This window comes from Salmonella sp. SAL00653, from assembly GCF_046552515.1.
Classification (GTDB): Bacteria; Pseudomonadota; Gammaproteobacteria; order Enterobacterales; family Enterobacteriaceae; genus Salmonella; species Salmonella enterica.
Genome location: NZ_JBGDTY010000017.1, coordinates 97,982 through 110,821 on the forward strand (window position 1 = coordinate 97,982; position 12,840 = coordinate 110,821).

Sequence of the window (12,840 nt, forward strand, 5' to 3'; positions counted from 1 at the left end):
TGCTTCCCTCTTCCCGCAGGTTACTAAGCGATAATCTCATCGCTGTCGTAAAAAGGTTACGCTCCAAAAACAGCATTTTAAATACCATTTATTGGTTACTATTTTGCTATTTTCCACGCAATAAAACCGAAAGGAGAGCAATGACCCGCCGTTGACGACGGGTCCAGGTGGTTAAGACTGGAGCGTTGCCAGCCGGGCGGCAAATCCGACGAAAAGAAGGCCAATCAAAGAATTGCCCACTTTTGCCAGTTTCTTTTTGGTACCAATATAGTGGGTTACAAAAGCGCCAGAAAGAATTAAAAAGCTCAGATAGCAAAAACTGACGATTTCAAGGGTGGTGGCCAAAATAAAAAATGACACGCCAGTATGCGGCGCAGTAACGTCAATAAATTGCACAAAAAAGGAAACATAAAAAAGTATGGCTTTAGGATTCGTCAGGCTAAGAATTAAAGCACGCTTAAAAATAGCGCCAAAAGGAACTACCGTTTCCGTCGCCGCACGCCCTTTTGAGGTCAGCGTGGCGTAAAGGATTTTTGCGCCAAGGTAGAGCAGATAAAACGCGCCGAGATAGCGAACAATGTTAAACAGAACCGGCGTTGTTTTGATCAGCGTCGCCACGCCCGCATACGCCAGAAACATTAATATCGCATCGCCGATAAACACGCCGCATGCGGCAAGATATCCTCCTTTAACCCCGCGTCCCACGCTGTTTTTAAGCACAAAAAGCGTATTCGGCCCCGGCACCAGAACGATAAAAATCGCCCCAACCAGGTACGTCCAATAATTCAGAACACCATACTCCGCGAACACATTAACCTCTTCCTGAAAACATTTACGCTTAGCTGCGAAACAGTATGCTAACGAATGCACCGGAAGATGGGAAGCGAAACCACGTCTCTCCAGCCGCTATTCCGCCACGCTTATATCCACATCACCCAAAAACGTTCTTGTATCGCGCCCCCCGCAGGCAATCACCAGGTAGTGGCCCACGTTTCCTCATGGGGAATTAACGCGCGCGTCGCACCAAAGACAGAGATGCCAACACATCACTGATATCGCTCTCATTCAGATTCGGCGCATTAAAGTGCGTTCTCAGCCACACCATATCCTCATGGCTGAAAGCGCCGACCATCAGACGCTGGCTGATAATGATCAACATTTGATTATCAAGTTGTCGAATACGTTGCCGGGTGACCGACAAGGTTTGTATCGGAAAGGAGGGTTCTGGGCCGGTTCGCCACTGCGCTAAATAGCGGTACTGTATCGCTTTACTGGCATCCATTAGCGAACGAATAAAAGGGGTTATCGAATGCGGGTCCAGACCGTTATTTTTCGCTTCTTCTTCAGCCTCGGCAAAAACATTTTGTTCACGCGTGAAATCCTCTATCGGCAGATGGTGCTTCATTTTATAAGCAGCCACATCTTTCATTAATAACATGCGTTCATTGAGCGCGGTTAAGAGTGCGCCAAGCGATACCGACGTTACCGAATCGGCAAAAGTGGTGCTGCACATCAATAAAGAACAAAGAAAAATGGCGATATGACGAATCATTAATCAACCTCCTTTTACGGAGGCCTGACAGTAATTTACCTTTATTAAGATAACATTAAGTAATTATTACAGATTGGTATTAATGCTTATTCGTTTAAACTGGAGTGATAAAAAGAACAGGCCGTTGATTCTGCGGAATCTTCACCTTCACTTAAAGTGTATAAAATATACAACAAATCACAGAAATGTGATGCGCATCACGTTTATATGATTTTTTATTACAGTTTTATGATATAGGTCTAACTTTAATAGGTCACTAATTTCTCTCCCCCGCTCAGGGAGATCGGCTTCAATTTACATCGAATATGGTGAAATATGACTACCATTACACTAGTCAACGAACAAAATAGTACTGGCAATCCTTTTTCTGCACATATGTTATGTGAACAGCGAGCTATTCAGGAAATTACTTACGAACTATTGCAATCGCAGCAGCATGTCTCAAATAAGGATATCATCGCCAAACTTATTGAAAAACTGGAAACAGAAAAAGACGTAGTGCAGCTTGATATTTACCGTAATGCCTTAGAAGCCGTTTTGTTTCAGACACCTGACGACATCTAATATATACCCAAAATAATTCGAGTTGCTTAAAGGCGGCAAGGGAGTGAGTCCCCAGGAGCATAGATAACTATGTGACTGGGGTGAACGACAAATCTGCCGGGAGCAGATTTGAACGTCGCTTGCGACGGCCCGTCAGGGCGAGGCCCATGGATGGGCCGAGTAATCCGTAGCCAACACATAAGCAACTTGAAGTATGAAGGGTATAAACAAGGGAGGGGGTTACTCCTCCCCTGTTCGTTAATAATGCAGATGCCTCAACGTGCGGTGCCTGATTTTTCGTAGCCGTTTGCATGGATTTGCGGTGCAACATGCTGCATGCTTTCCGGCATCTCATGCTGCCGATATACGGCTGGCAGTAATGTTAAGCATGAGCCATTTTTCACATGAAGACTAAATTTACCCGATTCTTTTAAAGCCTGAATAAGATTTTCCTGCGCGGGAGTTAATGTCTCATCATGCCACAGAACAATATGCTCGAAAGACGTTGATAAAAGATCGGGCATCGGCGCCTGCCAGGGGATGACTTCAACTCGCATACCTTCACTACAATATTTAATCGTTTCCAGCCATAGCTCAATGGGGTCGTTCAGCGAAAACGCAGCAATAAGCATTGTGCCTGCTGGCGCCTTTCGTACGCTACTTAGCTGGAACGTGGCGTATTCAATAATCGCAGTATTCAGTAATGCCTTTTCAAATCGGCGTGCATCATCATCGCCTGCGGACAACCACAGCCGTAAAGGACGCAGTATTGACTCAATGACGATACACGGCGGAATTTCCCGACCATAACGCCAGAGTAATTTTCGCAATTTGGCGGGTTCGAATTTTCTACACTGCGCTAAAATCTCTTCCTGGTAGAATAACCATCCCGAGCGGCAATGCGTTTCTTCACCATAGAGGGCAGGTTTAATCTCTTTTAATGAAAAGCCTTTGCTTAACGCGTCGATAATATGCTGTATTCTGATAGCATCTTCTATGCAATAAAAACGATTGCCAGCTTCATCTTTGGTAGGTTGAAGCAGGCCATAGCGTTCCCAGGACCTGATATTTGCTGTTGTGACACCACACTGCGCCGCCATTGCGCTAATACTAAAAGTAGCCATGCCTGTCTGGCCTCATGATGATGTAAGAAAGCATAGTGAACCTAAACGCCATCAGAAGCAAATCATTATTAAGCAATGACCTTACTATTTACACGGAAAATTACATTATCAACATTATTTATTGTAAGCCAGTGCATAAAAGCTTTAGAGACGGACAGTATTTGATAATCCAGAACTGTTCTACAACCTAATTTAGTCAGAACATGGTAGCGTACTGAGTAAATAGTTTTTAAATGTACATTTAGCTCACAGCTTATTTGTCGGATATCCATTCCTTTAACAAGCATCGCCAAAACATTTCTTTCATTCGCCGTTAATCTGACTTTCTCTGACCTGGGAAAAAATTGACCAGCAGCGGCCAAAATCAGTAACTCACGCCACTCAGCAATAGAGGCATCGACCTTTATTCGATATATAGCATGATGTTCATCAATAAAGTTATATTCATTATGGGTAACAATTCCAATGAGTACCGTTTTAAATGTGGAAGTAATATACTGCTGTACGGTGTAGTAATCGTCGATATCAAAAATAATATAATTTACGTTGCCAGCTATTATTGCGACGTCCTTAAATAAGGACTCCAGACCATAATTAAGAAACAGGTTTTCGCTCAATAGTCTTGTATCTGTCTTTAAAACAGATGATGCGGAACCAGTCATATCCACCTCAACAAAACGAGAGCCATGTGGGAATATCCATTCGATGGCCCGCATAAGATCATCTGCTTACTTCAGCGATGAGAACCTATTAAGTAGTAGTTGAGGAACGCCGTTTGCGCAACCTGACAGACGTCCTGGGGCATCTTATGTGAACTGCGTGGGGATGTGCGCTTTCGCAAAATCCACAAAGCGTACGACCGCAGGCAGCAAAATATGCCAGTCCTGTTGCTCCAGACCTAAATATTCACGCTGCGCCGCACGCAACGTAGCAGCATACTCTTCTGGCAACTGAGGTAACAGCCAGTCAGCCGCCGCATCCTTAGAGGTAAATCTCCCGGTAGAAAGGGTATACCAGATACGCGCCAGGGTTAAAACGATATGATACTCATCTCCCTGCACATCTGCCGTGGATTGCCAAAGGTCGAGGGGATAACGCAAGGCCTTCAGCAACTGCGCCACAGGGGCTGGCGTGAACAGCCGTTCCGCGCGTTCGCCCTTTAGCGGTATACTGGTTTCCAGAATTTGGGTTATCAGTAACACAATGTCCCAGTCCTGCTGCGCTGGTTCATAAATCCCCTGACAAATGTCCTCTCTTAGCCACTCGCCAAATTGCATTTCCCTGGAAGGTGGAAAACACCAGGGAACCAGCTGCGAATAAAGCACGACAGTGACCTCCAGAGCGCGTTTTTCTGCCGACGCCCCCGGCGGCGATGAAAGCGCCAGCAATTCCTGCATCAGCGTTGCGCGTTGGGCCTCCGTCAGCGGCTGGCATATTGTCACCAGCAGATCAATGTCGCTGTTTGGCTTCAGACCGCCCGCGACAGCGGAACCATATAAATGAATAGCACGCAACGTATCGCCTGTGACACGAGTAATCAGGCGACACGCCGCTTCCGTTTGGCATTGAATCGAGGGCGGTATGGACAGCGTCATCGTTGCTCCGGGGGCGCAGGTATTTTTTATATTGATTGCCAGAAATATGGCATAACGGCAGAAAAAAAGCCCGCTATTCATAGCGAGCTTTTAACATTGCAATCAGACTTAATGATGTAGCATTTCGTCAACGACCTCATTCGCCTTTAACTGATAAGGATAATAGGTAGGCCAGTTTTCCATCTCTTGCAACAATGCCTGCTGCGAGGTATTTCCCATAAAGATATGGAAGTGCGCCGATTTGCGCGGGGCAATGATATGATCGCTAAACTGAACATATTTAGGCGCTTTGCTATTCGCATCTTTACATTCGAACAGGTAGCGCACCCCTTTTTTACCCGATGCGTAAGTCAGAATTTTATAGCCGGCATAATTGTATTTACAGAATGCAACGTTATTGTCGCGATGGAATTCTATAACGCCATTTTCAATGCCGATCGTCTCAACATTCGTCGCGTATCCTTTGCGATAATACGCTTTAATATCCTCAAACGTTTTCTCCGGGTCTTTCTTCGCCTTTTGCCTGAAGACAGGGTCCAGCTCGCCGCTGACCAGATAAGGATAGACGGATTGCCACATACCATCCCAGTCGGTGAGCGCGCGATCGCGTACATTAGCGTCATCAAACACGCCCGCTGCCGCTTTTTGCTCAACCTCCGTCATCGGCGCGCCATGAGCATGATGACCATGCGCGAAGGCAGGACTATTTACCAACAGCATTCCCAGAAGCATTGTCAGTTTTTTTAAATGAATCACCAAAACGTTACCCTCATCTTTCTTAGAAAGATGATTGTTATATTATAACATTGCATTTATTTCAACAGAAACTCAGCGGCCACCGCGCAGGTGGCCTTTTTTGATATCAACTGGTCCGCCATCGAGGAATTGAACCCCGAACCTTAGAGGTAGAAGCTCTATGCTCTATCCGGTTGAGCTAATGGCGGAAGAAAAATTACGCGGCCATTTTAAGGCAGGCGTCTGCGCATTGGCTGCATGCCCGCGCGCAATTCTGGCAATGGTCGTGATCGTGCCTTGCACACTCTTCGGCGGAGGCTTTGCAGATATCCGCGCACAGGCGGCATAATTTTTGTGAGTACTCGCTTTCCAATGCCATAAATTGCGCCGCCAGGCGACAAATGGCCGCACATTGCATATCTAACTGGATGCAGTGCTTCATCATTTCGACGTTATCTTCACGCAGACAAGAAGAGGCGCAGATATCACACGCCGCCGCGCATTCATAACACTGCTCAATACACTCACGATGTTCTTGTTGCATAAATGACTCCTTATTTTATTAAGAGGAGTAGATAAGTCTGCACAGAAACGCCGGGATAGCCAAACGGCTACCCCTCTTTTTCATACTTTTTGAACAAAAGTGCTGAATAAAACAGCAATAGTAAAGCCGGAAATCGGCCTCCGTGATGTGACGTCTATACTGTAATGTTCATCTGCTTTTCATCGGAGGTAAAATGGAGTATTTAGCACGACTAAATATCGTTGCGATGCTGATGTCAACGACGTTCTGGATCAATCTGGCGGTCGTTTTTTTCGTCACCCTCATTACTTACTGGCTCATCAACTGGCTACTCAATGTGGTCTATAAAGCGCTACAACGCCCGGATAAAAAGGATGATGCTCATGGGCGGCTGCGGCCTATTGTTTTCGAGATGCTGAAAAAGACCAGTAAGATGCTCATCTTTTTTGCCGCATTTCTCTTTAGCCTGCGCTTTGTCGCCCTGCCCGACCGGTTATTCTCCACCCTCTCTCACGCCTGGTTTTTAGTGGTTGCGATTCAAATGGCGATTTGGCTTGATCAGGGCGTGCAGTCATGGATGCGTCATTTACTGTATGCCCCAGGCTCCAATAAAAACCCGGTGACGTTAGTCATTCTTGGTATGATTTTGCGCGTGCTCGTCTGGTCTATGATGCTGCTCTCCATCCTGGCGAACGTCGGCGTGGATATTACCGCACTGGTAGCAAGCCTCGGCGTGGGCGGTATTGCTATTGCCCTGGCGGTACAAACCGTTCTGAGCGATGTCTTCGCTTCGCTGTCGATTGGTTTCGATAAGCCCTTCGAGATCGGCGATTTCGTCGTCTTTAATGATGTAGCCGGTACGATTGAACATATCGGTTTGAAAACCACTCGCATCCGTAGCCTCAGCGGCGAACAGATCGTTTGTGCGAACGCGCAGTTGTTGCAGCAAACCATACACAACTATAAGCGGATGCAAACGCGTCGTATCGTGTTTACTTTTGGCGTCGCCACTGCGACACCGCCGGAAAAGTTACGCCTCATCGGCGATATGGTGAAAAAGATTATTACCGATGTCGGCGAAACACAATTCGACCGCGCCCATCTACTGGCCTTTGGTCAGGATCGGCTGACCTATGAGGTGGTACATATCGTCAATACCGCGGATTACAATAAATACATGGATATTCAGCAAGAGATAAATATCCGTATTATTGAAAAACTCATTGAGAATGATATCGAACTGGCGCTGCCAAGTCTGGTCGTCAGAGCCCCTGTACAGGTTGAAGAGACCAGGGACTACAGTAATACCGCTGATGCAAAAAACGCAGATAAACGCGTCATGCAGTAAAATCTCTGCCGACAATACCGGGAACCCATGGGTTCCCGGTGCGTTAACGGCGACACGGCAATGCGGAGAAACGACTTGCGGCTATTCCACCTGTAAATGGCGGGTACAGACTTGATCAAGTAGCGCAGACTGATGACTAATCACCAACATCCCTAATGAACGGCTGCGGCACACCTCAAGCACGTATCCCCATATCGCTTTTTGAATAGACGGATCGAGTTGCGCCGTCATTTCGTCGGCAATCAGAAAACGCGTTCGTGGGTCAAGCGCGCGCAGTATCGAAATACGCGCCAACTCCCCGCCTGAGAGCTGCATTGGCCGACGCGTCAGCCACTCGGGCTGCACATGCAAACGCCTCATCGTTTCCGGATCAGGCTGCCAGGCATCACGCACAGCGTCTCCGGCGCTTCGCCAGGGATTAAACGTCAGTTCAGGATGCTGGGGAACAAGCTGTACCGGACAATACTGATGCAGGGGTAACGGGCTGCCGTCCAGCAGAACGTCGCCCGCCGTCGGCTTTTGCCATCCGGCCAGGACGCGCCCCAACGTTGTTTTCCCCGTTCCGCTTGGCGCATGAATTCCTACCCGTTCACCGGCAGAAATCGTAAACGTCAGGTTCTGCCATAAGACTTTCCCGCCCTGACGAATAACGAGGTCGCGGCAGCTTAGCATTCTATTCCCTCTCCGGTCGGCATAAATAACGGGTTTAGTTCAGGCAATGCTTGCCATTGCCGTTTTAACGGCTCACTCATCTCTTCCGGCTGTAACTGCTCGCAGCGGATATTGTCCGTGATATAACCCTGATGCAGCGCCACAATGCGATCGGCATACCGCGCCGCCAGCAGCAGGTCATGAGTCACCCACAGCACGCCGCATCCCCGCTCGCAGAGACCTCGCAAGTGCTCAAGCAACTGGTTTGCCAGTGCCGTATCAAGCCAGGCGGTGATCTCATCCGCGAGAATATAACGTGCCTGGCTAAGCGAGGCATGGCACGCCAGAATTCGTTTAGCCATCCCACCGGAGAGCTGGCGGGGAAAGCGCTCCAGGACTGTCGGTGCAAGATCGCTTTGCTGTAATAGCTGTACCATTTGCGTCTCATCCCAGGCGCGTCCGGTCAGATGACATGCTCTGTTCAAATGTTTTCTGATATTCAGCATGGGATTAAGCGCCTGTACCCCCTGCGGCACGTAGCTAAACGTATTGCCTCTAAGCTGCCTGATGGTATGTCTGTCCAGCCGGTTGCCATCAAGCGTAATCTCCCCCCGAAAGCGTAAATTTTCCGGCAGCAGATCGAGCAGACATTGCAGCAGCAGACTTTTGCCCTCCCCGCTGCCGCCAACCAATGCCACCATTTCGCCGGGCGCGATATCAAAAGAGACATTCTGTAATAACGGCGACCAGCGTCTCGCGCCATACCAGCGATAACGCGCACTTTCCAGCGTAACCTGTTGTAAACTCAGCATACGTCACTCCTTAGCCACAGCCGCTGAATGGCGCGCGCAAACTGATCGAAGAGCATCACCAGCGTGAATAACATTAGGCCGGGAAACAGCACCAGCCACCAGTTTCCATGGCTAATAAACCGTAACGCATCCGCCAGCAACAGCCCCAGCGAAGGCTCATGCGGCGCCAGCCCAAACCCCAGAAAACTTAACGCCGCGCTGTGCAATACCGCATGAGGAAACATCAATAACGTTCCCGTCAACCATTGCGGCAATAGCGCCGGAAAATAGTGATATCGCCAGCAATAAAGGTGTCCATGCCCCAGACGATAGGTCAATGTCAGGTAGTCACTCTGCGCTACCCGCTCCGCGTCGGCGCGCAGAATCAGCGCCAGACGGGGCCAGTGCGTTAACGCCACGGCCGCAATGACGCCGCTTTTACCGCCGCCGAGCGTAAAACAGATAAGGATCAGCAAAAGTAAATGCGGCATGGCAAGCATAGCATCGGTTATCAGCCGCATCAGGAGGTCCAGCCGGGGATGAATGCGCGCCACTGCCGCCATCACTAGCGCGATAACGCCGCTGCACAGCGCGGCGCCAACGCCAATTTGTAAACTGGTGAAGGCCCCCTGAAAGCAACGAAGCCATACATCACGCCCCAGATTATCGGTGCCAAACCAGTGCTGGATATCAGGCGACAGATGCCGGGCAAGCAGATTAACCTCTGGCGGCTGGCTCAACGTGGCATAACCGTATCCGGCAATAAACAGCAGACAGGTAACGGAGAGGATCAGACGAAACAACGTCGGGGCAGAATTATAGAGCATCGGGACGCTCCAGCGATCGATTAAGCACCACCACAAGCCAGGCTGAAATCGTATTTCCGGCAAACACTAATAGCGTACAGAATAAAACGATCCCCATGAGTAGCGGGACATCGCCACGCAGGCCGGCATCGATAGTGGCCTGTCCCAGCCCCGGATACGCAAAGACTTTTTCTGCCAGTAACGCTCCCCCCATCAGTTCTCCCAGAGAAGCAAACTGTAAACAGAGTGCTGGGGTAATCGCATGACGTAACACCTGGTGACGTAACAGCGACCATCCTTTATCCCCCTGAGCGCGCGCAAAACGAATAAATTCGCTCTTCATTACGCTGGCTATTTTTTCTCGCGTATGCAGCGCAATTTGCCCCATGCCCAACAGACTTAACGCACATACCGGCAACACAAGATGGCGTAAGCGTTCCGATAAAAGAGCTGTTCCTGCATTATTTCCGGGGTCCCAGGCGCAACAAACAGGTAATACCGGCCAGCGGACGGCAAACAGCGCCAGCAACAGCATTGCTATCCAGAAAGTGGGCAACGATGACAATAAGTAGCTGATACGGCAAATCATCTTATCCGGCCAGCGGTAGAGAAAACGTCCGGCCAGAAAACCCAATGTCACGCCCAACACACCAGACAATAGCCAGGCGCCTGCCAGCAGCGCGAATGACGTTGCAAAACGTTCCCGGATCACGTTGGCGACAGGCATGTTGAACAGCATGGAATACCCCATGTCACCCTGGAGCAAACGCCAAAACCAGTGACCGAAACGCTCCCACAGCGGCTGGTCGAGCCCCCAGCGCGCCGCAATCCGCGCATATTGTTCTGGCGGAACATGGAGCAGATCGTTGCCAATATAAGCACGGATAGGATCAACGGGCGAAAAGCTAAGCAAAATGAAGGTGCCGGCAGCCACCAGCACCAACAGAATAATCAGCCGCAAAAAATGACTGAAGAACAATTTCATCACCGACAGGTCCAGGTCCAGTCATCAAGATTGTTTAACACCGACCAGCTACCGTGGATTTCTGGCGCGCCTTTTCCCAGATCAATACAGGGGTTGGCCAGATAGGTATGCTGAATATTAAGCAGCCATGCCCATGCCGCATCGCCCTGGACGCCCGCGCCCTGCTTTCCATCCCACTCAACCTGCTGCCAGAAAGGAATCGCCTTTTGCCAGTCAGGCGCATCTATAGCCTGTTTCAGATGTGCTTCTACCGCAGGGTTGCTGTAATAGCCCGGGTTATAATATTCCACACCAGCGGCTTTCCCACTGTAGTGATGGAAGAGTTCCATCGGGTCCAGACTTCCCCAGCCAAACAGCGTAGGGTTAGCGTGCATATGGCGCTCTACAGTTTCCCAGCTTCCCGATTGCAACGAGACGACAATGCCTAAAGGCTGCAACATGGCGCGCACCGCCTCGGCCAGATCCCGTCGGGTGCTGTCGCCACTGGCATACCATAAGGTCGGACGAGCTTCTTTACCTGCTTTTTCACGCACGCCCGCACGGTTTATCTTCCAGCCAGCCTCTTCCAGGATGGCGCGCGCTTTTGCAATATCGCCATCGCTGAATATCACTGAAGGATTTTGCCACGGCAATCCCTGCACCGCGCTATAGGCGGGTATCGCATGGCCTTCCATCACCTGTTCCGCCAGTTGCTTACGATTAATGGCATAGTTAATTGCGCGTCTGATAGCGACATCAGCGGTCACATCGTTGCCGACAGGATAACCGTTAGCATCCTTTTTACCGGCAGGCACCATCGGGAAGACAATGCCCCGGTTTTCAACGCTATCGCGTACCCAGAGTTTAAGATTATCCTGCTGCGGGGCCACCGCCATAGAAGGGGCAATGCGCACCAGACCTAACTGTCCGCTGCGCGCGGCGGCATAAGCATTATCTTCATCCAGAAAGACAAAAACCAGCCGGTTAAAGTCATTCTTTTTACCCGCATACCAGGGATTAGCTTCAACGATCAGTTGCTGACCCGGCTGAAAGCTGACCAGTCGGTACGGACCGGCGCCTATCGGTTCGCGGGCGAACGTTTTTTCATCATAACGGCTGGCCGGAACAATCCCTAACGACCCGAGTACATTCACAAAGGTGCTCTGCGGATGGCTCAGCGTCATCTCAATTCGGCGTGCGTCCAGCGCTCGCGCATGGCTAAAATTGCCCATGTCAATTTTACCGCCGCTCTTCGCCGCTTTATTGTATGTAAAAACGACATCTTCGGCAGTTAATGGCGAGCCATCGGAGAATTTCAGCCCGGGCTTTAAGGTTAGCGTCCAGATTTTACCGTCGGGGCTGGTATCCACTTTTTCCGTCAGTAAATTACCCCAACTCATGTCGGCGTTTTGCTTAAGCAACGGCGCATGAAGCAATAAGTAGCTGCCGTGGCTCCAGCCCAGCATAGGATCAAAGCCTTCCGTTGGCTCAGGGCCAATGGCCAGCTTCAGGGTACGACCGTCTGCCGTGTCCGACGCGGCGAAAAGCGACGAAGTGAATACCAGAGTCAGCGCGCACGTCACGAGCGCCAGTTTGCCTTTAATCATCAATTTGTCCCAGATTATGCGTTGTTTTTGTTTCTCCCGGCGCAGCATAAACGTCGGGAGACCTCCTGAGGACGGCATTATGGCGAGCATTTGTAATGAAAAAATTGACGCAGAACAGAAAGTATGACGATCTTTTAAAAACATCATACGCACAAACGTCGGGAGCGCCAACGTGAGCTAAAGGCCGCTTTTGACGGGGATAAAACGCAAGGGAAATGACGCCAGGAATACCGGGTTAATTAACGCCATCTTATTCTCTTATTTCCTTTCTATTCTGTATTGCGTCTTCCCACCCGACGCTGTTCATTTTCTCAACATTATTAGTCAGTACTGAAACGTAAGAAGGTATCGTAATTAGCGCCTCCTGGCTTTAAACCTAAACCAATATTAAACGAACCGGGCGTTAATGAAACTTACCAGCAGAACGCCAGTCATATGGCAACCCGATGAAATGACATGCTATGGAGTCCAACCGAAAAATGTTAACGCCGCCAGGGCTCGTGATGATTTTTTTAGCCGTACTGTTCTCATTGCTGACAGGATGCACAAGTTATAAAAACACGGCATGGGGAATATATCCGGCTTCAACGGATATTTGTCC

General features: G+C 49.4%; 14 protein-coding genes, 1 tRNA gene and 1 pseudogene. 3 read left to right on the forward strand and 13 right to left on the reverse strand.

Annotated features, from left to right (window positions below):
• Window positions 1–171 precede the first annotated feature (171 nt).
• On the reverse strand, window positions 172–810 hold the full coding sequence (gene leuE, locus ACLJRU_RS18775; protein WP_000457190.1) for a leucine efflux protein LeuE: 639 nt from the start codon (window positions 808–810) through the stop codon (window positions 172–174).
• Between the two features lie 196 nt (window positions 811–1,006).
• Window positions 1,007–1,552, reverse strand: a complete 546-nt coding sequence (locus tag ACLJRU_RS18780; RefSeq protein WP_000617984.1) for a chorismate mutase — start codon at window positions 1,550–1,552, stop codon at window positions 1,007–1,009.
• Between the two features lie 82 nt (window positions 1,553–1,634).
• Here ACLJRU_RS18780 and ACLJRU_RS18785 point away from each other — a divergent pair.
• Window positions 1,635–1,789, forward strand: a pseudogene (locus ACLJRU_RS18785) (hypothetical protein).
• A 78-nt stretch (window positions 1,790–1,867) separates the two neighbouring features.
• Window positions 1,868–2,116, forward strand: coding sequence for a biofilm/acid-resistance regulator YmgB/AriR (locus ACLJRU_RS18790; RefSeq protein ID WP_000208086.1), 249 nt, complete (start codon window positions 1,868–1,870; stop codon window positions 2,114–2,116).
• Window positions 2,117–2,370: 254 nt separating this feature from the next.
• Here the strand turns inward: ACLJRU_RS18790 and ACLJRU_RS18795 are convergent, their stop codons facing one another.
• The 6 genes from ACLJRU_RS18795 to ACLJRU_RS18820 form a co-directional block, all read right to left on the reverse strand.
• Window positions 2,371–3,219, reverse strand: a complete 849-nt coding sequence (locus ACLJRU_RS18795) for a MerR family transcriptional regulator (protein WP_000190267.1) — start codon at window positions 3,217–3,219, stop codon at window positions 2,371–2,373.
• A 68-nt stretch (window positions 3,220–3,287) separates the two neighbouring features.
• Window positions 3,288–3,881 carry a helix-turn-helix domain-containing protein gene (locus ACLJRU_RS18800; protein WP_023236556.1) on the reverse strand — a complete coding sequence of 198 codons (594 nt, stop codon included), beginning with the start codon at window positions 3,879–3,881 and terminating at the stop codon, window positions 3,288–3,290.
• Window positions 3,882–4,025: 144 nt separating this feature from the next.
• Complete coding sequence (gene aadA / locus ACLJRU_RS18805; protein WP_011264269.1) at window positions 4,026–4,814, reverse strand: cryptic aminoglycoside nucleotidyltransferase ANT(3'')/ANT(9); 789 nt, start codon at window positions 4,812–4,814, stop codon at window positions 4,026–4,028.
• 108 nt (window positions 4,815–4,922) lie between these two features.
• A complete protein-coding gene (zinT, locus tag ACLJRU_RS18810; RefSeq protein WP_023234894.1) occupies window positions 4,923–5,570 on the reverse strand; it encodes a metal-binding protein ZinT in 648 nt (215 codons plus the stop codon).
• 111 nt (window positions 5,571–5,681) lie between these two features.
• Window positions 5,682–5,758, reverse strand: a tRNA-Arg gene (locus tag ACLJRU_RS18815).
• An 8-nt stretch (window positions 5,759–5,766) separates the two neighbouring features.
• On the reverse strand, window positions 5,767–6,093 hold the full coding sequence (locus ACLJRU_RS18820) for a four-helix bundle copper-binding protein (RefSeq protein ID WP_187790666.1): 327 nt from the start codon (window positions 6,091–6,093) through the stop codon (window positions 5,767–5,769).
• A gap of 193 nt (window positions 6,094–6,286) precedes the next feature.
• Here ACLJRU_RS18820 and ACLJRU_RS18825 point away from each other — a divergent pair, with 193 nt between their 5' ends.
• A complete protein-coding gene (locus tag ACLJRU_RS18825; protein WP_000456065.1) occupies window positions 6,287–7,420 on the forward strand; it encodes a mechanosensitive ion channel family protein in 1,134 nt (377 codons plus the stop codon).
• Between the two features lie 81 nt (window positions 7,421–7,501).
• Here the strand turns inward: ACLJRU_RS18825 and ACLJRU_RS18830 are convergent, their stop codons facing one another.
• Genes ACLJRU_RS18830 through ACLJRU_RS18850 form a run of 5 tightly spaced genes read right to left on the reverse strand, consistent with a single transcriptional unit; the run spans window position 7,502 to window position 12,287 of the window.
• On the reverse strand, window positions 7,502–8,092 hold the full coding sequence (locus tag ACLJRU_RS18830) for an ATP-binding cassette domain-containing protein (RefSeq protein WP_000947462.1): 591 nt from the start codon (window positions 8,090–8,092) through the stop codon (window positions 7,502–7,504).
• Entirely contained in the window at window positions 8,086–8,883 is a 798-nt protein-coding gene (locus tag ACLJRU_RS18835) for an ATP-binding cassette domain-containing protein (RefSeq protein ID WP_000950205.1), read from the reverse strand. Before ACLJRU_RS18835 ends, ACLJRU_RS18830 begins: the two co-directional genes overlap by 7 nt.
• The gene (locus tag ACLJRU_RS18840) at window positions 8,877–9,689 is read right to left on the reverse strand and encodes an ABC transporter permease (protein ID WP_001539824.1); all 813 of its coding nucleotides are present in this window, start codon (window positions 9,687–9,689) and stop codon (window positions 8,877–8,879) included. Before ACLJRU_RS18840 ends, ACLJRU_RS18835 begins: the two co-directional genes overlap by 7 nt.
• Entirely contained in the window at window positions 9,679–10,653 is a 975-nt protein-coding gene (locus ACLJRU_RS18845; RefSeq protein WP_001748353.1) for an ABC transporter permease, read from the reverse strand. Before ACLJRU_RS18845 ends, ACLJRU_RS18840 begins: the two co-directional genes overlap by 11 nt.
• The gene (locus tag ACLJRU_RS18850) at window positions 10,653–12,287 is read right to left on the reverse strand and encodes an ABC transporter substrate-binding protein (protein WP_023234893.1); all 1,635 of its coding nucleotides are present in this window, start codon (window positions 12,285–12,287) and stop codon (window positions 10,653–10,655) included. Before ACLJRU_RS18850 ends, ACLJRU_RS18845 begins: the two co-directional genes overlap by 1 nt.
• Between the last annotated feature and the right edge of the window lie 553 nt (window positions 12,288–12,840).